21 protein-coding genes are annotated in these 21666 nt (G+C 55.5%); 8 read left to right on the top strand and 13 right to left on the bottom strand.

Annotated features, from left to right (window positions below):
- Position 1: 1 nt before the first annotated feature.
- The 9 genes from atpH to asnC form a co-directional block, all read right to left on the bottom strand.
- The gene (atpH, locus tag KHQ24_RS20700; RefSeq protein ID WP_004202307.1) at positions 2-535 is read right to left on the bottom strand and encodes a F0F1 ATP synthase subunit delta; all 534 of its coding nucleotides are present in this window, start codon (positions 533-535) and stop codon (positions 2-4) included.
- Between the two features lie 14 nt (positions 536-549).
- A complete protein-coding gene (gene atpF, locus KHQ24_RS20695) occupies positions 550-1020 on the bottom strand; it encodes a F0F1 ATP synthase subunit B (RefSeq protein WP_004107293.1) in 471 nt (156 codons plus the stop codon).
- Positions 1021-1070: 50 nt separating this feature from the next.
- Positions 1071-1310, bottom strand: a complete 240-nt coding sequence (gene atpE / locus KHQ24_RS20690; protein ID WP_000429386.1) for a F0F1 ATP synthase subunit C — start codon at positions 1308-1310, stop codon at positions 1071-1073.
- Positions 1311-1358: 48 nt separating this feature from the next.
- A complete protein-coding gene (atpB, locus tag KHQ24_RS20685) occupies positions 1359-2174 on the bottom strand; it encodes a F0F1 ATP synthase subunit A (RefSeq protein ID WP_004202309.1) in 816 nt (271 codons plus the stop codon).
- 8 nt (positions 2175-2182) lie between these two features.
- The gene (gene atpI / locus KHQ24_RS20680; RefSeq protein WP_004202310.1) at positions 2183-2563 is read right to left on the bottom strand and encodes a F0F1 ATP synthase subunit I; all 381 of its coding nucleotides are present in this window, start codon (positions 2561-2563) and stop codon (positions 2183-2185) included.
- Between the two features lie 616 nt (positions 2564-3179).
- Positions 3180-3803, bottom strand: coding sequence for a 16S rRNA (guanine(527)-N(7))-methyltransferase RsmG (rsmG, locus tag KHQ24_RS20675; protein ID WP_004202311.1), 624 nt, complete (start codon positions 3801-3803; stop codon positions 3180-3182).
- 114 nt (positions 3804-3917) lie between these two features.
- Positions 3918-5807: a tRNA uridine-5-carboxymethylaminomethyl(34) synthesis enzyme MnmG gene (mnmG, locus tag KHQ24_RS20670; protein ID WP_004202313.1), complete on the bottom strand. Its 1890-nt coding sequence runs from the start codon at positions 5805-5807 to the stop codon at positions 3918-3920.
- Between the two features lie 381 nt (positions 5808-6188).
- Positions 6189-6629: an FMN-binding protein MioC gene (gene mioC / locus KHQ24_RS20665; RefSeq protein WP_017899651.1), complete on the bottom strand. Its 441-nt coding sequence runs from the start codon at positions 6627-6629 to the stop codon at positions 6189-6191.
- Positions 6630-6728: 99 nt separating this feature from the next.
- A complete protein-coding gene (gene asnC, locus KHQ24_RS20660; RefSeq protein ID WP_002882510.1) occupies positions 6729-7187 on the bottom strand; it encodes a transcriptional regulator AsnC in 459 nt (152 codons plus the stop codon).
- 151 nt (positions 7188-7338) lie between these two features.
- Here asnC and asnA point away from each other — a divergent pair, with 151 nt between their 5' ends.
- A complete protein-coding gene (gene asnA, locus KHQ24_RS20655; RefSeq protein ID WP_004202316.1) occupies positions 7339-8331 on the top strand; it encodes an aspartate--ammonia ligase in 993 nt (330 codons plus the stop codon).
- A 3-nt stretch (positions 8332-8334) separates the two neighbouring features.
- On the opposite strand, the gene viaA is transcribed toward asnA, so the two are convergent.
- Positions 8335-9783 carry an ATPase RavA stimulator ViaA gene (gene viaA / locus KHQ24_RS20650; protein ID WP_043522904.1) on the bottom strand — a complete coding sequence of 483 codons (1449 nt, stop codon included), beginning with the start codon at positions 9781-9783 and terminating at the stop codon, positions 8335-8337.
- Complete coding sequence (gene ravA / locus KHQ24_RS20645; protein ID WP_004202318.1) at positions 9780-11279, bottom strand: ATPase RavA; 1500 nt, start codon at positions 11277-11279, stop codon at positions 9780-9782. Before ravA ends, viaA begins: the two co-directional genes overlap by 4 nt.
- A gap of 217 nt (positions 11280-11496) precedes the next feature.
- Here ravA and kup point away from each other — a divergent pair, with 217 nt between their 5' ends.
- The 7 genes from kup (at position 11497) to rbsR (ending at position 19403) form a co-directional block, all read left to right on the top strand.
- Positions 11497-13365 (top strand): low affinity potassium transporter Kup, encoded by a 1869-nt coding sequence (kup, locus tag KHQ24_RS20640; RefSeq protein ID WP_004202319.1) that lies wholly within the window; start codon positions 11497-11499, stop codon positions 13363-13365.
- A 185-nt stretch (positions 13366-13550) separates the two neighbouring features.
- Positions 13551-13970 (top strand): D-ribose pyranase, encoded by a 420-nt coding sequence (rbsD, locus tag KHQ24_RS20635; protein ID WP_004202320.1) that lies wholly within the window; start codon positions 13551-13553, stop codon positions 13968-13970.
- Positions 13971-13980: 10 nt separating this feature from the next.
- A complete protein-coding gene (gene rbsA, locus KHQ24_RS20630; RefSeq protein ID WP_004202321.1) occupies positions 13981-15486 on the top strand; it encodes a ribose ABC transporter ATP-binding protein RbsA in 1506 nt (501 codons plus the stop codon).
- A 5-nt stretch (positions 15487-15491) separates the two neighbouring features.
- Complete coding sequence (gene rbsC / locus KHQ24_RS20625) at positions 15492-16457, top strand: ribose ABC transporter permease (RefSeq protein ID WP_004202322.1); 966 nt, start codon at positions 15492-15494, stop codon at positions 16455-16457.
- Positions 16458-16484: 27 nt separating this feature from the next.
- On the top strand, positions 16485-17375 hold the full coding sequence (gene rbsB / locus KHQ24_RS20620) for a ribose ABC transporter substrate-binding protein RbsB (RefSeq protein WP_004202323.1): 891 nt from the start codon (positions 16485-16487) through the stop codon (positions 17373-17375).
- A gap of 102 nt (positions 17376-17477) precedes the next feature.
- Entirely contained in the window at positions 17478-18407 is a 930-nt protein-coding gene (gene rbsK, locus KHQ24_RS20615) for a ribokinase (RefSeq protein ID WP_004202324.1), read from the top strand.
- Between the two features lie 3 nt (positions 18408-18410).
- Positions 18411-19403, top strand: coding sequence for a ribose operon transcriptional repressor RbsR (gene rbsR, locus KHQ24_RS20610; protein ID WP_004202326.1), 993 nt, complete (start codon positions 18411-18413; stop codon positions 19401-19403).
- Here the strand turns inward: rbsR and mdtD are convergent.
- Together mdtD and KHQ24_RS20600 are read right to left on the bottom strand one after the other, a co-directional pair.
- The gene (mdtD, locus tag KHQ24_RS20605) at positions 19400-20797 is read right to left on the bottom strand and encodes a multidrug transporter subunit MdtD (RefSeq protein ID WP_004202328.1); all 1398 of its coding nucleotides are present in this window, start codon (positions 20795-20797) and stop codon (positions 19400-19402) included. The genes rbsR and mdtD overlap by 4 nt on opposite strands.
- Before the next feature lie 12 nt (positions 20798-20809).
- The gene (locus KHQ24_RS20600; RefSeq protein ID WP_004202329.1) at positions 20810-21511 is read right to left on the bottom strand and encodes a FadR/GntR family transcriptional regulator; all 702 of its coding nucleotides are present in this window, start codon (positions 21509-21511) and stop codon (positions 20810-20812) included.
- Positions 21512-21666: the final 155 nt, after the last annotated feature.

Below are 21666 nucleotides of genomic sequence, written 5' to 3'. Positions count from 1 at the left end.
CTTAAGACTGCAAGACGTCTGCAAGGCGATCAAGACGGCCGCGTACGCTGCCATCAATGACCATATCACCCGCACGGATGATAATACCTGCCATAACAGACTTATCGATTTTGCAATTCAGCTTAACTTTGCGTGACAGACGTTTTTCCATCGCGCTGACGATCCTGGCAAGCTGTTCATCACTCAGTTGGTTGGCAGATATGACTTCTACCTCTGCGATGGCCTCACTGGCCGCGCGCAGGTGAATGAATTGCTCAAGAACGTCCGGGAGCACCTTCAGACGATTATTTTCCGCCATCACCTTAATCAGGTTCTGGCCGTTTTCGTCAAGTTGCTCGCCGCAGATAGCGATAAACGCTTCTGAGAGCGTTTCCGGCGCCAAAGCACCGGAGAGAAGCTCTGCCATTTGATCGTTTTTGGTCACTTCGGCGGCAAACGCCAGCATATCCTGCCAGCGTTCAACACTGTTGTGTTCGACGGCAAAGTCAAAAGCTGCTTTGGCGTAGGGGCGAGCTACCGTTACAAATTCAGACATCAGCCCCTCCCTCCTTACAGTTCAGCGACAAGTTTATCCACGATGTCGCTGTTAGCAGCTTCATCCACGGAACGTTCGATGATCTTCTCGGCGCCAGCAACAGCCAGGATAGCGACCTGCTTACGCAGCTCCTCGCGTGCACGTTTACGCTCAGCATCAATTTCAGCCTGCGCTTGTGCAACGATTTTGGTGCGTTCCTGTTCTGCTTCAGCTTTAGCTTCGTCCAGAATCTGAGAGCGACGCTTGTTCGCCTGCTCAATGATTACCTGGGCTTCCGCTTTCGCTTTTTTCAGCTGGTCGGTCGCGTTGGCCTGTGCAAGGTCCAAATCTTTCTTAGCGCGTTCTGCAGAAGCTAAACCGTCAGAAATCTCTTTCTGGCGTTTTTCGATGGCAGCCATTAAAGGCGGCCATACGTACTTCATGCAGAACCATACGAAGATAACAAACGCGATGGCCTGGCCGAGGATTGTTGCGTTCATGTTCACAGCACAATACCTCTTTAATTAACTCTGTGGCTTAGGTTTCTAACAACTTACTACGCGACGGCGAACATCACGTACAGACCCAGACCTACAGCGATCATCGGGATAGCATCCACCAGACCCATAACGATAAAGAACTGAGTACGCAGCAGAGGGATCAGATCCGGCTGACGCGCTGCGCCTTCCAGGAATTTACCTCCGAGGATGCCGATACCGATCGCAGCACCGATTGCCGCCAGACCCATCATCACAGCGGCAGCCATGTACAGCAGATCCATATTCAGGTTTTCCATGACAGTCTCCAGTTTGTTTCAGTTAAAACGTAGTAGTGTTGGTAAAAATCAATGCTCTTCAGACGCCATCGACAGATAGACAATCGTCAGAACCATGAAGATGAAGGCTTGCAGCGTAATAATCAGGATGTGGAAAATGGCCCAAGGCACATTCAGAACCCACTGTGACCACCACGGCAACAGACCAGCAATCAGAATGAAAATCAGCTCACCGGCATACATGTTGCCGAACAGTCGCAGACCGAGAGAGACCGGTTTGGACAGCAGGCTTACCCCTTCAAGGATTAAGTTGACAGGAATGAACGCCCAGTGATTGAACGGCTGCATGGTCAGTTCTTTAACGAACCCACCCACGCCTTTCATTTTGATGCTGTAGAAAAGAATCAGGATGAACACGCCAAGCGCCATCGACAGGGTGATGTTCACGTCAGCAGACGGAACCACGCGCAGTGCAGGCAGGCCGAAAATGTGTTCGCCGATATAAGGAAGCAGGTCGATTGGCAGCAGGTCCATCAGGTTCATCAGGAAGACCCAGACGAACACGGTCAGCGCCAGCGGCGCGATAACCTTGCTCTTGCCATGGTACATGTCTTTGACGCTACCATGGACGAAGCCGATGATCATTTCGATGAAGGTCTGGAATTTCCCTGGTACGCCGCTGGTCGCTTTCTTAGCAACGCTACGGAACATGGCCAGGAACAGCAGACCGAGAACCACCGAGAAGAACATGGAGTCAATGTTGAGCGTCCAGAAGGTGGCCGGGGGGTTGTGCGGATCCACCAGCGAGAAAGTACGCAGGTCAATCTGAAGGTTGTTCAGATGGTGACCTATGTATTCCTGCGGCGTCATATTTTCTGAAGCCATGATGCCTTTTACCCTTTGTTGTTGATTACAGCTGGCGCCAGAACTTGTACCACCAGCACCAAAACCCACGTCACGATCAGTGGCAAAAATACCACTTTTAAAACGGCCAGCGCCACCGCCAGGAGGGCGAAGGTCAGCAACACCTTGAAGGCTTCACCGAAGGCGAAGGTCCAGGCCACACGGCCTTTTGCTGGTGTATGCGCCTGATGACGCCAGGCAAAAATCATAAACATCAGATTTGGCAAAACCACTGCCAAACCGCCGCATACCGCGGAAATGCCCCAGAAGGGGTCTTTGAGGCTGAACAGCAGTCCACTTGCCATTACTGCCAGTAACTGAATAAACAGAAGCTTGCGAGCAACGTTTCGACTCAAGAGCGACACTGACATCACGTTTTTACTCCTGCTCCCTTTGAGGTATGTCGCGTGTCGTATAAAACGTCCTTTAAGACGAAGAGTCAAGCATCAAAAAGCGGACAAATTATACGGTGACGCCCCGTGATTTCAAACAATAAGTAGCAAAATAGTGAATAAATGTTTAATTATTTTCCAACGGACAACTTTCCGCGCATTTCAGCGTTCTGTGAGCGGTCATACAAAACTGCAAATAACGTGGAAACACGGCAATTAAAGCGTGCATTAGATCACATAATAAACATTTCAAGCGCCCTTTAATGAATCAAGGACATAAAACACTATTTTTCATGCTTTTGATATTCAAGATAAAAAGTGAGGACATTATCTAAAACAACCCCACATACAATAAAAACCTTTTATTGACATTTATAATAAAAATTTAACATCGCTATGCTGTTTATCGTTGTCGATTTTTAGCACCCTGATATTTTCAAAGTTGACTATTTTGTCAGTGAATCAGTTACGCTAAGTTAACCGCAAGAAAAACCATAGTAAAAACATGGTTAAATGCAGCCCGATAAGAACGGGAGGTGTCCTTTATTTTTGTAACATTCACGGGCCACATTTTTTCCACATTTTTTGATAAAAATTAACTCGATTTTGGCGTAATCACCACCAGGTGCCGCTCCCCTTCCAGCTGAGGAACATGTAGCTCAATGACCTCGGCTATGGCATACCCTTCCGGCAGGTTTTCCATTTCGTCTTTTTGCGCTAACCCTTTGAGCGCATAGAAGTGACCGTTCGCGGCCGGCAAATGATGGCACCAGCTCACCATATCATTAAGCGATGCGAAGGCGCGGCTTATCACGCCATCAAACGGCGGCTCAGCCGGGAAAGCTTCCACGCGGCTCTGCACCGGGGTAACGTTATCCAGCTTCAGCTCATGCTGCACCTGACGCAGGAAGCGCACGCGTTTGCCAAGGCTGTCCAGCAGGGTGAAATGCGACTCCGGGCGCACGATAGCCAACGGGATCCCAGGCAGCCCCGGTCCCGTACCGACATCGATAAAGCGCGAGCCCTGCAGATAAGGCGCGACGACGATGCTGTCCAGGATATGACGCACCAGCATCTCATTTGGATCGCGAACGGAGGTCAGGTTATAGGCTTTGTTCCACTTATCGAGCAGCCCGACGTAAGCCACCAGCTGATTTTTCTGGTGATCGGTGAGCAAAATACCCGCTTCATCCAGCAGACGAGAAAGTTTGTTGAGCACGGTAAGTACCTTCAAAAATAATGAGCCCGGAGGCGCTAACGCTTACCGGGCCAGGAATGATAAAGGCGAACGCTGATTATGCAACTGGGAAATCAGCGCGGCAGGCTGCCGCAATCAGGCGCTGCGACGCAGCATCCCCTGCTTTTTCAACCAAACCAGCAAAATAGAGATCGCCGCCGGGGTGATCCCGGAAATACGTGACGCCTGCCCTATCGACGACGGTTTATGGTCATTTAGTTTAGCGATCACTTCATTAGACAGTCCGGTGACCTGACGGTAGTCGAGTGTCGCCGGTAACAAGGTATTCTCGTTGCGCTGCTGTTTCTCGATCTCATCCTGCTGGCGCGCGATATAGCCTTCATACTTCACCTGGATCTCAACCTGCTCAGCCGCCTGCCGATCTTCCAGCCCCGGCGCGAACGGCGAGAGCTGAACCAGCTGCTCGTAGGTCATTTCCGGACGACGCAGCAGATCTTCACCGCTGGCTTCGCGCGACAGCGGCGCGGTCAGGTGAGCGTTCACTTCGTTAGCGCTCTCAGCCTGAGGGTTCACCCAGGTCGATTTCAGGCGCTGGCGTTCACGCTCAATGCTTTCCAGCTTCTCGTTGTAACGCGCCCAGCGTTCATCATCCACCAGACCCAGCTCACGCCCCTGCTCAGTCAGACGCAGGTCGGCGTTGTCTTCGCGCAGCATCAGACGATATTCTGCACGAGAGGTAAACATGCGGTACGGTTCTTTGGTACCCAGAGTACACAGGTCATCCACCAGCACGCCGAGGTAGGCCTGATCGCGACGCGGTGCCCAGCCCTCTTTTTCCGCCGAGAAACGAGCAGCGTTAAGACCGGCCAGCAGACCCTGAGCCGCAGCTTCTTCATAACCGGTGGTGCCGTTGATCTGACCGGCGAAGAACAGACCCTGAATGAATTTGCTCTCGAGCGTCGGCTTCAGATCGCGCGGGTCGAAGAAATCGTACTCAATAGCGTAGCCAGGACGGACGATCCGCGCATTCTCCATCCCCTGCATTGAGCGGACGATTTGCATTTGCACATCGAACGGCAGGCTGGTGGAGATGCCGTTCGGATAAATTTCGTTTGAGGTCAGGCCTTCCGGTTCGAGGAAGATCTGATGTTGGTTGCGATCGGCAAAACGCATGACTTTGTCTTCGATCGACGGGCAGTAGCGTGGACCGATCCCTTCGATCACCCCAGCGTACATGGGGCTGCGATCGAGGTTATTGCGGATCACGTCATGGGTTTTCTCGTTAGTGTGGGTGATATAGCACGGCACCTGACGCGGATGCTGATCGGCAGATCCCATAAACGAGAAGACCGGCATTGGGTTATCGCCATGCTGTTGCGCCAGCACGCTGAAATCGATGGTGCGCGCGTCAATGCGCGGCGGGGTTCCGGTTTTCAGCCGGCTGACGCGCAGCGGCAGTTCACGCAGGCGACGAGACAGCGGGATCGACGGCGGATCGCCGGCGCGTCCGCCGCTGTAGTTATCCAGACCAATATGGATTTTGCCGTCAAGGAAGGTCCCGACGGTCAGTACCACCGCTTTGGCTCGGAATTTGAGGCCCATCTGGGTGACCGCGCCTACGACACGATCGTTTTCGACAATCAGATCTTCCACTGCCTGCTGGAAGATCATCAGGTTCGGCTGGTTCTCCAGCGCAGTGCGTACCGCCTGACGGTACAGCACGCGGTCAGCCTGGGCGCGAGTGGCGCGCACCGCGGGGCCTTTGCTGGCGTTTAGTATCCTAAACTGAATGCCTGCCTGATCGATCGCTTTGGCCATCAGACCGCCGAGCGCGTCCACTTCTTTTACCAGGTGTCCTTTCCCAATGCCGCCAATCGCCGGGTTGCAGCTCATCTGCCCCAGCGTGTCGATATTGTGTGTCAAAAGCAGGGTCTGTTGACCCATACGCGCTGCGGCCATTGCGGCCTCAGTGCCTGCGTGACCCCCGCCAATGATAATGACGTCAAAAGGATCCTGATAAAACATGGTGGTCTGCCTCGCATAACGCGGTTTGAAAATGGATTGAAGCCCGGGCCGTGGATTCTACTCGGCTTTGGTCTTTTGAGAAAGACTCCGGGATCCTGAGTATTAAAAAGAAGATCTTTATATAGAGATCTGTTCTATTGTGATCTCTTATTAGGATCGACTCTCTTTGTGGATAAGTCGGATCCACGAAGTAAGATCAAAAGCTTAAGAAGGATCACTATCTGTGAATGATCGGTGATCCTGGTCCGTATAAGCTGGGATCAGAATGAAGGGTTATGCACAGCTCAAAAACCATACTCCGGTTATTCTTTGGATAACTACCGGTTGATCCAAGCTTTTAAGCATGGTTATCCACAGAAGAACGGACGATCTTTACAATTCTCAGAGCAAATTTTTCCAGGATCCCAGCCAGATTTCCGCCGGATCCTCCGGAATTTCATGTTCCAGCACGTTGATCTTCAGGGTCTCGCCGATCTGTTTTGCCCCGCAGGCCTTCAGCGCCGCTTCTAATTTATCGATCGCGCCGCAAAAAGTGTCGTATTCACGGCTGCCGATCCCGATGGCGCCAAAGCGCACGGCGGAAAGATCGGCCTGCTGCGCCAGCAGTGCGTCATAGAAGGGAACCAGGTTGTCGGGAATGTCGCCGGCGCCATGGGTGGAAGAGATAACTAACCAGATCCCTTGCGCCTGCAGATCGTCCACCAGCGGGCCGTGCTGGATTTCAGTGCTGTAGCCTGCTTCTTCCAGCTTTTCTGCCAGATGCTCCGCTACGTATTCCGCACTGCCCAGGGTGCTGCCGCTGATAAGTGTAATGTCTGCCATAGATCGCCGATCGCCCGCTCAACTGTTCAGAGTGGCGTATTGTACGCTGTGAGCGAGCTGGGATCTACCTGTGGAAAAATGTGGGATTAAAAAAAACGATCAGGGCTTAATGGTGCGCATGATCGGGTTCTGCAGCACGATCAGGGTTTCAGTGGACTGAATTTCATCAATTGTTTGGATCTTGTTGATAAGTACCTGCTGCAGGGCATCGATGGATTTACACATCACCTTAATAAAGATGCTGTAGTGACCGGTGGTGTAGTAAGCCTCGGTCACCTCCTCCAGGCTTTCCAGGCGGGCGAGGGCGGAGGGATAGTCTTTGGCGCTCTTGAGAATAATGCCGATGAAGCAGCCGACGTCATAGCCCAGCTGTTTGGGGCTGACGTCAATGCGCGCGCCAGTAATGATGCCCGCCTGTTTCATCTTTTCGACGCGCACATGAATAGTACCCGGGCTGACGCTGAATTGTTTGGCCAGTTCGGCATAGGCGGTACGGGCGTTGGCCATGAGCGCATCGAGAATGCCGCGGTCCAGATTGTCGATCTGATAATTTTCCATATCTTTTTCTTATGAAGTTTGACGGTTCTTACTATTTTAGCTCTATATTTTGTTGAATTAAAAGTTGACGAGCCTTTTTATTGATTGATTATTGTATTGGCGGCCTGTTTTGTTGCTTAATCAATGGCAACAGGACGCAGGAGTCATAAAAATGAAAACCGCTTATATCGCAAAACAACGCCAGATCAGTTTCGTTAAATCCCATTTTTCCCGTCAGCTGGAAGAGAAGCTTGGCCTGATTGAAGTCCAGGCGCCAATCTTAAGCCGCGTGGGCGATGGGACGCAGGATAACTTGTCCGGCTGCGAGAAAGCGGTTCAGGTGAAAGTGAAAACACTGCCCGACGCCCAGTTCGAAGTGGTTCATTCGCTGGCGAAATGGAAGCGTCAAACCCTGGGACAACACGACTTCAGCGCGGGCGAAGGGCTGTACACGCACATGAAGGCCCTTCGCCCCGATGAAGACCGTCTTACGCCGATCCACTCCGTCTATGTCGACCAGTGGGACTGGGAGCGGGTGATGGGGGATGAAGAGCGCCACGTCGGCACGCTGAAGGCGACCGTCGAAGCGATCTACGCCGGGATCAAAGCCACCGAGCTGGCGGTCAGCCAGGAATTTGGCCTGACACCGTTCCTGCCGGAACAGATCCACTTTGTTCACAGCCAGGCGCTGCTGAGTCGCTATCCGGATCTTGATGCCAAAGGCCGCGAGCGAGCGATTGCCAAAGAGCTGGGCGCCGTCTTCTTAATCGGCATCGGCGGCAAACTCTCTGATGGCAAGCGCCATGATGTACGTGCCCCGGATTATGATGACTGGAGCACTGAGGTTTCTGAAGGCTTTGCCGGACTGAACGGCGATATCCTGGTGTGGAACCCGGTGCTGGAAGATGCGTTCGAGATCTCATCAATGGGGATCCGCGTTGACGCCGCGGCGCTAAAACGCCAGCTGGCGCTGACTGGCGACGAAGATCGCCTGCAACTGGAGTGGCACCAGGCGCTGCTGCGCGGCGAGATGCCGCAGACTATCGGCGGCGGCATTGGCCAGTCTCGCCTGACGATGCTGCTGCTGCAGCTCGACCATATCGGCCAGGTGCAGTGCGGCGTATGGCCGGCACAGGTTCGCGAAAGCGTTCCCGCGCTGCTGTAACGATTAGCGCCGCCAGCGTCGCAGCAGGCGGCTACGCAACCCGGTATCAAAGCGCCAGATATGATCGAAGATGCGCATGATGCCGGGTTTGCCGTGTACCGACATCGCCACCGCGTGAAAACGGTGCTGATGCTTTCGCTGTAGCTCCCCCACCTGCGCAATCACCTCATCCGGCAACCGCTGGGCAATAAAGTCTGAGATCACCACGGCATCCGCATCCACCCACTGCGGGTTTTGCAGACGTTCAATAATGGCGCGAAAACAGCTGGCCAGATCGGTGCCGCCGCGAAAGCGCTGGCTCAGAAAGCGGATCGCCTGCTCCAGGCCGCCCTCGCAGGTCAGTTCGTAGTGCACCACTTCGCTGGAGAACAGCATAATAAAGCAGCGGCGGTTATCCGCCAGCGCGACGCGCATCAGGGCCAGACAAAAGGCTTTGGCGCACTGCTCGTTAAAACCGCCCATCGATCCTGACGTATCGACGCAGACAATAAAGGGCCCGCGAGGCTGTTCATCAAAATCCTGCCGCGTCACCGGGCGTTCGGTGATTTTTTCGCGCCAGGCGTCTCCGTGCAGCCGGTAAGTCAGGAGCTGTTTCTCCACCAGCTTGCGATAAAATTCAAACTCCAGCTCCGTGATGCCGAGCGTCGCCAGCTCCGGCGGCAGCAGGCGCAGAATGTCATCGCTCTGCTGGAGGCCGTCGACCTGTTCCGGCACCGTCGCTGGCTCGCGCACCAGGCTACGGAAGGTCTCCATCGGCGCGTCTTTCTTCGGCACGGATTTCGCTTCCCGTGAACGCCCCAGCTGTTCCGCCAGCTGCAGCAGCTCCGGCTGCTGGTTAAGAAATTCGCCATAGCGCACGATCAGCTGATAGTCGCCACGTTTCAGTTCGCCGGCACTCATATCCCACAGGCGTCCGGCGGCGGTGTCATTCTCCGCCAGCACCGGATCGAGCTGACCGCTGAGTGTCATTCGTTCCTGGACCTCACTAAGCAACTGATCGCGCTCCTCATCCAGCAACTGCTGGTTAAGGCTGGTGGCTTGCACCACCAGGCTCAGGCGCCAGCGCTGTAAAAACAGCGTATGCAGCGCCGGGGTAAAGGTAGCATTGTCGTCCACCAGCTTCTGCGCCTGGGCGGCAAAAGGGGACTGGAGCTGGTGCAGCTTGCCGAGGATCTGCGGTAGCTGGACGATAAACTGTGAGGTAGAGAGCAGTTGAGCCTGCTGATAGGTTTGTACTTCGGCGTCCAGATCCGGCGGGATGTTAACCTCTTTTAAGCGGGCGCGAACGGCTTCCCGCCAGCGCGGAATATCCGCCGCGATGATGTTTTTCAGGCGGGGAAATTTCTCAAAGAAAACCGCCAGCTGCGGAGAGGCCAGCAGCGCCAGCAGCATCTCCTCGATCATTCCCTCTTCGCTGACTGCCAGCATGACATTCAGCATATCCAGCGTCATGGCTGCTTCGCCTGTTTAATCTGCGCGCCGACGTCCTGCAGGCTGGCTTCGATTCTTCCCAGCCACTCGACCGGGATAAACAGGCACTTCTGCTGCTCGCTGAAGCGGTTATGTTGCTGGTGCCACTCATCGTCCAGCGCCTCCAGCTGCTGGCGAATTTCCGCCGGCATGTTCTCCTGCGACGCGCTGCCGGGCAGCGCGAGGCGTGAGCCCTGCAGGCTGACGTCGCGAACGACCAGATGCTGGCTGGTGTCGACATCCATATTGAGCAGTTGGGCAAAGCCGATCCCGTTGAGCTTGCCGCGGATCTCGCCGCCTTTTTCCAGCCAGCTGGCTAACGCCTCGCGCTCAAAAGTAATGTGGATCACTTCCATATCGTGAAGTTTGAGCGGCTGCTGCAGCAGCAGGGTCAGGGTGGATCCCTGGATCTCCGCCGGCAGCTCATAGTGCGGCTTGCGGCTAAACATGCCGCCAAGGCGGGTGACCTTTAGCGCCGTTTTGTCACTTTGCTGCTGTTGGATTTGAATGCGTCGCTGCACAATCGCCCCGAGCCGCGTCAGCATTGCCTGCTGCTGCCAGGCGTGGCAGGTCATCAGCGTTTCCAGCTGCTGCGACATCAGGTGCATGCTCTCGACGTTGTGCCACAGACAATCTTTCAGCAGGATAAGATCTATCGGCGCGATGCTGTCGCGGCCGCTGAAGAAGGCGCTGGCCTGCAGCAGGCGAATGGCCTTTTTCCAGCGGCGATCTGAAACGTACGGCGCGTTTGGCAGGGCATCCAACTGCTGGCGCAGCTGGAATATCAGCTCAAACACCGCGTCCGGTAGTTTGATATTGCCGATCTGCTGCTGCCATTGCGTAAACTCCTCGTCGCTTACCTGCAGCGCGCTGGGCACCGGATTGCTGTTTTCATCCTGCTGGCTGACCAGCATCGAACGGAAATTTCCTTTATCCTGCACTTTATCAAGCCACAGACGGATCAGCATTCGGTCATACAGCGCTTCCAGGCTGCTGTCGGCTTCGGGGAGTTCGTTCGAGGCGGCCACCAGCAGGCGCATTGGGATTTTCTCTTCGTGAGCGCCATTGCGGAAGTGACGTTCGTTAATCGCCGTCAGCAGGGTGTTGAGGATAGCCGGACCCGCTTTCCATATTTCATCGAGGAACACGATTTCTGCTTCCGGCAGGTAGCCGGCGGTTAAACGCTCGTAGCGCCCTTCATCTTTCAGCGCCTGAATGGACAGTGGGCCAAAAACCTCTTCCGGGGTGGAAAAGCGGGTCATCAGGTATTCAAAAGCGCGCGCCTGCTGGAAGGCGAACTTGAGGCGGCGGGCAATCAGGCTTTTGGCGATCCCCGGCGGACCGAGCAAAAATACGCTCTCGCCGCTGAGCGCCGCCAGCAGGCACAGGCGTATCGCGTGGCTGCGTTCAAAGAGTCCTTTTTCGAGTGCCGCGCTGAGTCGGGAAATTCTTTCAGCCAGTAAATGTGTTTGAGCCATAATTGAGTTGCGTGCTTTGTCATGTATCGTTATTGGGACGAGTATAGATGTTAGAGCAGGGGCGGTAATAGCCTGAAGAATCGATTTATTTTTTTTGAGCCAGGTTAATATGGTGTCTGTTAGGGGTACGATTTCACAAATAATCGTGCATACTGTGCGCTTTTTGTGGGCCAAGGGACTAGGCACACATTTGTTTTATAAACGAAAAGACTAGTCTATGAGCACTGATAATAAACAATCGTTGCCGGCGTTAACGCTGGCGGCCATCGGCGTGGTGTACGGTGATATCGGTACCAGTCCACTGTATACCCTGCGTGAATGCCTGTCAGGTCAGTTTGGCTTTGGCGTTGAGCGCGATGCCGTTTTTGGCTTTTTGTCGCTGATTTTCTGGCTGTTAATCTTTACCGTATCGATTAAATACATCACCTTCGTGATGCGGGCGGATAACGCCGGGGAAGGCGGGATCTTAACGCTGATGTCACTGGCCGGACGCAATACCTCGGCGCGGATGACCTCTGTGCTGGTGATCCTCGGCCTGATCGGCGGCAGTTTCTTCTATGGCGAAGTGGTGATAACCCCGGCGATTTCGGTCATGTCGGCGATAGAGGGGTTAGAAATTATCGCCCCGCAGCTCGATAGCTGGATTGTGCCGATCTCCATTATCGTGCTTACCCTGCTGTTTATGATCCAGAAGCACGGGACCGGGATGGTCGGCAAGCTGTTTGCGCCGATTATGCTGATCTGGTTCCTGTTGCTGGCGGTGCTTGGCGCGCGAAGCATTTACGCTAACCCGGAAGTTCTGCAGGCGCTGAACCCCTACTGGGCGGTGCACTTCTTCCTACAGTACAAGACCGTTTCCTTTATTGCGCTTGGCGCGGTGGTGCTGTCGATTACCGGGGTGGAAGCGCTGTACGCCGATATGGGGCACTTCGGCAAACTGCCCATCCGCGTCGCCTGGTTCTCCGTCGTACTGCCTTCGCTGGTGCTGAACTATTTTGGCCAGGGGGCATTGCTGCTTAAGCATCCGGAAGCGATTAAAAACCCGTTCTTCCTGCTGGCGCCGGAGTGGGCGCTGATCCCGATGCTGATTATCGCCACGCTGGCGACGGTTATCGCCTCGCAGGCGGTGATCTCCGGGGTCTTCTCCTTAACCCGTCAGGCGGTGCGTCTGGGCTATCTGTCGCCGATGCGCATCATCCACACCTCGGAAATGGAGTCCGGGCAGATCTATATCCCGTTTATTAACTGGCTGCTGTATGTCTCGGTAGTGATCGTCATCGTCAGCTTCGAGCACTCCTCTAACCTGGCGGCGGCGTACGGTATCGCGGTAACGGGCACCATGGTGCTGACCTCCATCCTTTCGGCAACGGTGGCGCGCAAAAACTGGCACTGGAATAAGCTGTTCGTTGGGCTGATGCTGGTGGCCTTCCTGTGCATTGATGTTCCGCTGTTCTCGGCGAACCTCGATAAGATTGTCTCCGGCGGCTGGCTGCCGTTATCCCTGGGTCTGGTGATGTTTACGGTGATGACCACCTGGAAGAGCGAGCGCTTCCGCCTGCTGCGTCGGATGCACGAGCACGGCAACTCGCTGGAAGCGATGATCTCTTCACTGGAGAAATCGCCGCCGGTACGCGTCCCGGGTACCGCGGTGTATATGTCCCGCGCCCTGAACGTGATCCCGTTTGCCCTGCTGCATAACCTGAAGCACAACAAGGTGCTGCATGAGCGAGTGATCCTCCTGACCCTGCGCACCGAGGACGCGCCTTACGTGCATAACGTTCGCCGGGTGCAGATTGAGCAGCTGTCGCCCTCGTTCTGGCGGGTGGTGGCCAGCTACGGCTGGCGGGAAACGCCAAATGTCGAAGAGGTGTTCCATCGCTGTGGCCTGGAAGGACTCAGCTGCCGGATGATGGAGACCTCGTTCTTTATGTCCCATGAGTCGTTGATTATCGGCAAACGGCCGTGGTATCTGCGTCTGCGCGGCAAGCTTTATCTGCTGTTGCAGCGTAACGCCCTGCGCGCGCCGGATCAGTTTGAAATCCCGCCAAACCGGGTTATCGAGCTCGGTACTCAGGTCGAAATCTGATGTCAAAAAAGCCCTTCCGTTGCGAAGGGCTTTTTGTTTCTCACTCCGTTTGTCATGTCCTGTCGCTGTCTCGCGAAACGTTTCGATGGCGATCACATTTCTCTCTTCTGGTGATGGTTTTCTGCTCACACATTGATAATAATTATTGTAGCGAAACGTTTCGCTAGTGGAGCAAAAGAGAAAAAATGAAAAAAGGCACCGTACTTAACGCTGATATTTCCGCGGTCATCTCCCGCCTGGGTCACACCGATACGCTGGTGGTCTGCGATGCCGGATTGCCGGTTCCCCGCAGCAGCGCGCGCATCGATATGGCGTTAACCCAGGGCGTACCTTCATTTATGCAGGTTCTGGAAGTGGTGACGACGGAAATGCAGGTTGAAGCGGCTGTCATCGCGGAGGAAATTAAGACGCATAATCCGCAGCTCCACGCGACGTTGCTCAACCATCTTGAGCAGCTGCAGCAGCACCAGGGAAATACCATTGAAATTCGTTACACCAGTCATGAGCAGTTCAAAAAACAAACCGCAGACAGTCAGGCGGTAATTCGCAGCGGGGAGTGTTCCCCGTTCGCGAATATCATTCTCTGTGCCGGCGTTACGTTCTGAGGTCGCCGTCATGGAAGCCTTATTGCAACTGAAAGGGATCGATAAAGCGTTCCCTGGCGTCAAGGCGCTCTCCGGCGCCTCGCTGAATGTCTATCCTGGCCGGGTGATGGCGCTGGTGGGTGAGAACGGCGCCGGTAAATCCACCATGATGAAAGTGCTGACCGGGATCTACACCCGTGACGCCGGCGCTTTATTATGGCTCGGTAAAGAGACCACCTTTAACGGCCCAAAATCTTCCCAGGAAGCCGGGATCGGCATTATCCATCAGGAACTGAACCTGATCCCGCAGTTGACGATCGCCGAGAACATCTTCCTTGGCCGCGAGTTCGTTAACCGCTTTGGCAAAATCGACTGGAAGCGGATGTATGCCGAAGCCGACAAGCTGCTGGCGAAGCTGAATCTCCGTTTTACCAGCCAGAAGCTGGTGGGCGATTTGTCGATTGGCGATCAGCAAATGGTGGAGATCGCCAAAGTGCTGAGCTTCGAGTCGAAGGTCATCATTATGGATGAACCGACCGACGCGCTGACCGATACCGAAACCGAATCGCTGTTCCGCGTGATCCGCGAACTAAAATCGCAGGGGCGCGGCATCGTCTACATCTCCCACCGCATGAAAGAGATCTTCGAGATTTGCGACGACGTGACCGTGTTCCGCGACGGGCAGTTTATCGCCGAACGCGAGGTCTCCTCGCTGGATGAAGACCGTCTGATCGAAATGATGGTTGGCCGGAAGCTGGAAGATCAGTATCCGCATCTGGCTAAGGCGCCGGGCGCGGTGCGTCTGAAAGTCGATAATCTCTGCGGCCCGGGCGTGGAAAACGTGACCTTTACCCTGCGCCAGGGGGAAATCCTCGGCGTCGCCGGGCTGATGGGCGCCGGGCGGACCGAGCTGATGAAAGTGTTGTATGGCGCACTGCCGCGCAGCAGCGGCTCTGTGACGCTCGACGGTCACGAAGTGGTGACCCGTTCGCCGCAGGATGGTCTGGCGAACGGCATTGTCTATATCTCCGAAGACCGTAAGCGCGACGGCTTAGTGCTCGGGATGTCGGTAAAAGAAAATATGTCCCTGACCGCCTTGCGCTACTTTAGCCGGACGGGAGGGAGCCTCAAGCATAAAGATGAACAGCAGGCGGTCAGTGATTTCATCCGGCTGTTTAACGTGAAAACGCCGTCCATGGAGCAGGCGATCGGCCTGCTCTCCGGCGGCAACCAGCAAAAGGTCGCCATCGCCCGCGGGCTGATGACCCGGCCGAAGGTCCTGATCCTCGATGAGCCGACCCGTGGCGTCGACGTCGGGGCGAAGAAAGAGATCTACCAGCTCATCAATCAGTTCAAAGCCGATGGCCTGAGCATCATTCTGGTCTCCTCCGAGATGCCGGAAGTGTTGGGCATGAGCGATCGCATCATAGTGATGCATGAAGGGCATCTCGGCGGTGAATTCACACGCGAGCAGGCCACCCAGGAAGTATTGATGGCTGCCGCTGTGGGCAAGCTTAACCGTGTGAATCAGGAGTAAGAAAGATGACAACCCAGGCTGTTTCTGGTCGCCGTTATTTCACGAAAGCGTGGCTGATGGAGCAAAAATCGCTGATTGCCCTGCTGGTGCTGATCGCGGTGGTATCGACCATGAGCCCCAACTTTTTTACCGTCAATAACCTGTTCAATATTCTGCAGCAGACCTCCGTTAACGCCATTATGGCGGTAGGGATGACGCTGGTCATACTGACCTCGGGGATCGACCTGTCCGTCGGTTCCCTGCTGGCGCTCACCGGCGCGGTGGCGGCGTCGATCGTTGGCATTGAGGTGAATGCGCTGGTGGCGGTCGCTGCTGCCCTCGCATTAGGTGCGGCGATCGGCGCAGTCACCGGGGTGATTGTGGCGAAAGGCCGCGTGCAGGCTTTCATCGCCACCCTGGTGATGATGCTGCTGCTGCGCGGCGTGACCATGGTGTACACCAACGGCAGCCCGATCAATACCGGCTTTAGCGATAATGCCGATCTGTTCGGCTGGTTTGGTATCGGGCGTCCGCTGGGGATCCCGACGCCGGTATGGATCATGGCGATTGTCTTCCTGGCGGCCTGGTACATGCTGCACCATACTCGCCTGGGCCGTTATATCTATGCCCTTGGCGGTAATGAGGCAGCGACGCGTCTGTCCGGGATTAGCGTCAATAAAGTCAAAATTATCGTTTACGCGTTGTGCGGGATGCTGGCGTCGCTGGCCGGGATTATCGAAGTGGCGCGCCTCTCCTCCGCACAGCCAACGGCCGGGACAGGCTATGAGCTGGACGCCATTGCGGCAGTCGTGCTCGGTGGCACCAGCCTGGCGGGCGGCAAAGGACGCATTGTCGGCACGCTGATTGGCGCGCTGATCCTTGGCTTCCTGAATAATGGTTTGAACCTTTTAGGCGTTTCTTCCTATTACCAGATGATCGTTAAAGCGGTGGTGATTTTGCTGGCGGTACTGGTAGATAACAAAAAGCAGTAACTGAGAACTCTACAGGACATCTTAACTATGAATATGAAAAAACTGGCGACCCTGGTCTCTGCTGTTGCGCTAAGTGCGACCGTTAGCGCGAACGCGATGGCCAAAGACACCATCGCTCTGGTTATCTCTACTCTCAACAACCCGTTTTTCGTGTCTCTGAAAGACGGCGCGCAAAAAGAAGCTGACAAACTGGGCTACAACCTGGTGGTGCTCGATTCCCAGAACAACCCGGCGAAAGAGCTGGCTAACGTTCAGGATTTAACGGTGCGCGGCGCGAAGCTGTTGCTGATCAACCCCACCGACTCTGATGCCGTCGGCAATGCTGTGAAGATGGCGAACCAGGCGAAAATCCCGGTCATCACCCTTGACCGTCAGGCGACAAAAGGCGATGTCGTGAGCCACATCGCCTCTGACAACGTGCAGGGCGGAAAAATGGCGGGCGATTACATCGCGAAAAAGCTGGGTGAAAGTGCGAAAGTTATTGAGCTGCAGGGCATTGCCGGGACTTCCGCGGCGCGCGAGCGTGGCGAAGGCTTCAAACAGGCTGTGGCGGCGCACAAGTTCAATGTTCTGGCCAGCCAGCCGGCCGATTTCGACCGTACCAAAGGGCTGAACGTGATGCAGAACCTGCTGACCGCCCATCCTGACGTCCAGGCGGTGTTCGCGCAGAATGATGAAATGGCGCTCGGCGCCCTGCGCGCGCTGCAGACCGCAGGCAAGTCCGATGTGATGGTGGTTGGATTTGACGGCACTCCGGATGGCGAAAAAGCAGTAAACAGTGGCAAACTGGCGGCGACCGTCGCACAGTTGCCGGAGCAGATCGGCGCGAAAGGCGTTGAGACTGCTGATAAGGTACTGAAGGGCGAAAAAGTGGAGGCTAACTACCCGGTTGAGCTGAAGCTGGTCGTTAAGCAGTAATATGCGATTCGGACTGGCAACGGTCCGAGGGACAATATAAAAAAGAAAAGCAGGGCATGCGCCACCGGATGCCGGTGGCGCGCTTTCCCGGGAACAGAAACGATGAAAACTGCAGGCAAACTTGTCGTCCTTGGCAGCATCAATGCCGATCACATTCTCAACCTTGACGCTTTCCCGACACCGGGTGAAACCGTCACCGGCAACCACTACCAGCTGGCGTTCGGGGGGAAAGGGGCCAACCAGGCGGTGGCCGCCGGGCGCAGCGGGGCGGATATCGCGTTTATCGCCTGCACCGGCGATGACGACATCGGTGAACGCATCCGCCGCCAGCTGGCAAGCGATAAAATCGATGTGGCGCCTGTGCGCGCGGTCGCCGGGGAAGCAACCGGCGTGGCGTTAATCTTCGTTAACGCCGAAGGTGAGAATGTCATCGGTATTCATGCCGGCGCCAATGCGGCATTATCCGTCGCTCAGGTAGAGGCGGAAAAAGCGCGGATCGCCAGCGCGCAGGCGTTGTTGATGCAGCTCGAGTCACCGCTGGAGAGCGTGCTGGCGGCGGCGAAAATCGCCCATCACCATCAGACCACCGTGGTGCTTAATCCCGCGCCAGCGCGTGAACTGTCCGATGAACTGCTGGCGCTGGTGGATATCATTACCCCCAACGAAACCGAAGCGGAAAAGCTGACGGGTATTCGCGTTGAGAGTGACGAGGATGCGGCAAAAGCCGCCGACGTGCTGCATGCCAAAGGCATTGGTACCGTGATGATCACCCTCGGCAGCCGCGGCGTCTGGCTCAGTGCCGAAGGCGAAAGCCGCCGGATCCCAGGGTTTCGTGTGCAGGCTATTGATACTATCGCCGCCGGCGACACCTTCAACGGCGCGCTGGTAACCGCGCTGCTGGAAGGGACCGACCTGCCGGAGGCGATCCGCTTTGCGCATGCCGCGGCGGCGATTGCCGTAACCCGCAAAGGCGCGCAGCCTTCCGTGCCGTGGCGCACAGAGATCGATGAATTTTTAGCGCAACAGGGGTAATGCTTGGCTACGATGAAAGATGTGGCCCGCGTAGCGGGCGTTTCCACATCGACGGTGTCACACGTCATCAATAAGGACCGCTTTGTCAGCGAGGCGATCACCGCCAAAGTCGACGCCGCGATCAAAAGCCTTAACTACGCCCCCTCTGCGCTGGCGCGTAGCCTCAAGCTTAATCAAACCCGCACCATCGGCATGCTGATCACCGCCAGTACCAATCCGTTTTATTCGGAGCTGGTGCGGGGCGTGGAGCGCAGCTGCTTTGAGCGGGGTTATAGTCTCGTACTCTGTAATACGGAAGGTGATGAGCAGCGAATGAATCGTAATCTGGAGACGTTAATGCAAAAACGCGTCGATGGATTACTGCTGCTGTGCACTGAGACCCACCAACCCTCTCCGGAAATTATGCAGCGCTATCCGTCGGTTCCGACGGTCATGATGGACTGGGCGCCGTTTGATGGCGATAGCGATCTGATTCAGGATAACTCGCTGCTCGGTGGTGATATGGCGACCCAGTACCTGATCGATCAAGGGTATTCACACATCGCCTGCATTGCCGGCCCGCTGGATAAAACCCCGGCGCGTCTGCGCCTTGAAGGTTACCATGCCGCGATGGCGCGCTGCGGTCTGCCCGTAGCCGAGGGATACGTGGTGACCAGCGATTTTGAGTTTGGCGGCGGGTTTAGCGCGATGCAGCGGCTGCTGGCGTTGCCGCAGCGGCCGCAGGCGGTGTTTGTCGGTAACGATGCCATGGCGGTTGGCGCTTATCAGGCGTTATACCAGGCCGGGCTGCAGATCCCGCAGGATATGGCGCTGGTGGGTTACGATGATATTGAACTGGCTCGCTATATGACGCCGCCGTTGACCACCATTCATCAACCGAAAGATGAGCTGGGGGAACTGGCCATCGACGTGCTGATCCATCGCATGGCCGACCCGCAGCAAAAACAGCAGCGCGTACAGTTAACCCCGGAGCTGGTGGTCCGCGGTTCCGCTTAGCGTTTGTGCCGCTCGCTAATCAGGTTGCGGCCATCCTTCGCTCTTAACAGCATAAACATCAGCGCCGACACGATGGTTATCACGCCCATGGTAATAAAGGTGTAGTGAAACTGCTCTACGGTGCTGGCGCTGTCAAAACCTTCATAGAAGCGCAGCACCGCAGCGCTGATGGCCACCCCGAGACTGATGGAAAGCTGCTGGGTGACGGCCAGCAGGCTGTTGCCGCTGCTGGCATTGTCATCCGTCAGATCGGCCAGGGTAATGGTATTCATGGCGGTAAACTGCGTGGACATCGCCATCCCCAGCACGAACAGCGGCAGAAGAAGCATCCACAGCGGCATTTCTGGCGACTGCAGCGAGAACTGGGCAATCATAAGGCCAATAAACACGGTGATCCCCACCAGGGTCTTACGATAGCCAAACCAGCGCAGCACCTGGGTAACGGTAGATTTCGCAATAATCGAGCCGATAGCGGTGGGGGCGATCATACAGCCGGCGATAATAGCCGGATAGCCGAAGCCAACCTGTAGCATGAGCGGCATCAGAAACGGCACGCAACCGGTACCCAACCGCGTGGCAAGGTTGCCGGCAATGCCAACCGAGAACGTATGGGTCTTAAATAAAGAGAGCGAGATAAGCGGCGCAGGATGGCGGCGCGCGTGACGGACATAGGCCAGGAGCAATATCAGACTGACTGCGATCACCGCCAGCGCCAGCCATGTCGCCACAATTTTTTCGCCAAACAGTTCAATACCGCTGGAAAATAACACCAGGCTTAAGCCAAATAACAGAAAACCGGTTATATCGAAGCGTCGGCGCGGCGTTGTGAAATTTGGCATGTATTTACGGGCGTACAGAATGCCGATCACGCCGATGGGTATGTTTATCAGGAAAATCCAATGCCAGCTGGCCCAGGTAACAAATACCCCGCCGAGCACCGGACCCAGAATCGGTCCCACCAGTCCTGGCATGGTGACAAAGTTCAGAACCGGCAGCAGTTCGCTGCGCGGATAGGCGCGCAGGAGGGCCAGCCTCGCCACCGGCATCATCATCGCCCCGCCGATCCCCTGAATGACGCGAAAAATGACCAGTTCCGTTAATGAACTGGAGAGCGCGCAGGCGAGGGAGCCGAGAGTAAACAGGCTAACGGCGATGATAAAGACCCGACGCGTGCCGAAGCGATCGGCCAGCCAGCCGCTGACCGGGATCAGCATCGCCACCGTCAGCGTATAGCTGATGATGGCCGACTGCATTGCTAACGGGGAACGATTCAGGCTGTGGGCGATAGCCGGGAGGGCAGTGTTAAGAATGGTGGCATCCAGCGCCTGCATAAAGAAGGCCATCGCCGCAATCCACGGCAGGCCGGCCATGCTGCGCCCTTTTTTTCCGCTCATGCCAAATCCTTGTTATTGATTTACGTGGTGGGGGGCGTTTAGCAGCGCCTGGCAGGCAAGTAAGGCACCCGGCGCATCACTGTTGAGAATGGCATCGACAATCGCCTGGTGGAGATCGAGCTTCACCACTTCATTTTGCGTAATTGATGTGAAGTAAGTGTGGTAGACCGAATGAAATAAAGAAGCGAATGAGCTGAGGAAAGGATTACCGCTCATTTCATAGATATGTTCATGCCAGGCCATATCGACTGCTATCCAGCGATCGCGCTGAAAATGGCGTTTCAGGGCAATCATCTCTTCCATTAGGGTATTGAGCTGCGCTTTCTGCTCTGCGGTGCCGTGGGCGGCGGCGAGAAAACAGGCCTGTGGCTCCAGGCTGCTGCGCATGACGAGAAAGTGGCTCACCACCTCTTCGAAGTTATCTTCTGTTAGCCACCAGGAGAGGAGCTCTTTATCAAGGAAGTTCCAGCTGCTGCGCGGCATGACCCGGGTGCCAATGCGAGGGCGGGGCAGCAGCATGCCTTTTGCAGTGAGTGTCTTCACCGCTTCGCGGACGGCGGTACGACTCACGCCGAACTGCTCCCCTAACTCCATTTCGCCGGGAAGAATGCTTTCCGGCTGATATTCGCCAGTCAGTATTTTTTGGGCGAGCTTCTCGGCTAGTACCCAGGAGATGTTCTTTTGTGCCGCCAGTTGCTGTGCGCTTAAAGACATAAATGCCGTTCCTTTCTTTTCTCTACTCTAACAGTATGCCACCAGGCGCCCCGTTTCGTCGGTTAAAACAGCAAAACGGCGGTTTTTTGCGACATTCCTCGCCGCATTGTTGAAAAAAGAGACGGTTGAAAAGTTTTTTTGCATTTCCCCTTGTC

Origin of the sequence: Klebsiella sp. 54 (genome assembly GCF_018223875.1) — a bacterium.
GTDB classification, from domain to species: Bacteria; Pseudomonadota; Gammaproteobacteria; order Enterobacterales; family Enterobacteriaceae; genus Klebsiella; species Klebsiella quasipneumoniae.
The sequence above is the reverse complement of the archived record's forward strand: the minus strand, read 5'-3'. Positions and strand labels throughout refer to the sequence as shown.

Bases quoted from the DNA above. Each gene is read 5' to 3' on its own strand.
- atpH (WP_004202307.1), bottom strand. From the start codon at position 535: ATGTCTGAATTTGTAACGGTAGCTCGCCCCTACGCCAAAGCAGCTTTT.
- asnA (WP_004202316.1), top strand. From the start codon at position 7,339: ATGAAAACCGCTTATATCGCAAAACAACGCCAGATCAGTTTCGTTAAA.
- rbsB (WP_004202323.1), top strand. From the start codon at position 16,485: ATGAATATGAAAAAACTGGCGACCCTGGTCTCTGCTGTTGCGCTAAGT.
- asnC (WP_002882510.1), bottom strand. From the start codon at position 7,187: ATGGAAAATTATCAGATCGACAATCTGGACCGCGGCATTCTCGATGCG.
- atpB (WP_004202309.1), bottom strand. From the start codon at position 2,174: ATGGCTTCAGAAAATATGACGCCGCAGGAATACATAGGTCACCATCTG.
- atpE (WP_000429386.1), bottom strand. From the start codon at position 1,310: ATGGAAAACCTGAATATGGATCTGCTGTACATGGCTGCCGCTGTGATG.
- rbsA (WP_004202321.1), top strand. From the start codon at position 13,981: ATGGAAGCCTTATTGCAACTGAAAGGGATCGATAAAGCGTTCCCTGGC.
- atpI (WP_004202310.1), bottom strand. From the start codon at position 2,563: ATGTCAGTGTCGCTCTTGAGTCGAAACGTTGCTCGCAAGCTTCTGTTT.
- ravA (WP_004202318.1), bottom strand. From the start codon at position 11,279: ATGGCTCAAACACATTTACTGGCTGAAAGAATTTCCCGACTCAGCGCG.
- mdtD (WP_004202328.1), bottom strand. From the start codon at position 20,797: ATGAGCGGAAAAAAAGGGCGCAGCATGGCCGGCCTGCCGTGGATTGCG.
- kup (WP_004202319.1), top strand. From the start codon at position 11,497: ATGAGCACTGATAATAAACAATCGTTGCCGGCGTTAACGCTGGCGGCC.
- rbsD (WP_004202320.1), top strand. From the start codon at position 13,551: ATGAAAAAAGGCACCGTACTTAACGCTGATATTTCCGCGGTCATCTCC.
- viaA (WP_043522904.1), bottom strand. From the start codon at position 9,783: ATGACGCTGGATATGCTGAATGTCATGCTGGCAGTCAGCGAAGAGGGA.
- rbsK (WP_004202324.1), top strand. From the start codon at position 17,478: ATGAAAACTGCAGGCAAACTTGTCGTCCTTGGCAGCATCAATGCCGAT.
- rbsC (WP_004202322.1), top strand. From the start codon at position 15,492: ATGACAACCCAGGCTGTTTCTGGTCGCCGTTATTTCACGAAAGCGTGG.
- mioC (WP_017899651.1), bottom strand. From the start codon at position 6,629: ATGGCAGACATTACACTTATCAGCGGCAGCACCCTGGGCAGTGCGGAA.
- mnmG (WP_004202313.1), bottom strand. From the start codon at position 5,807: ATGTTTTATCAGGATCCTTTTGACGTCATTATCATTGGCGGGGGTCAC.
- KHQ24_RS20600 (WP_004202329.1), bottom strand. From the start codon at position 21,511: ATGTCTTTAAGCGCACAGCAACTGGCGGCACAAAAGAACATCTCCTGG.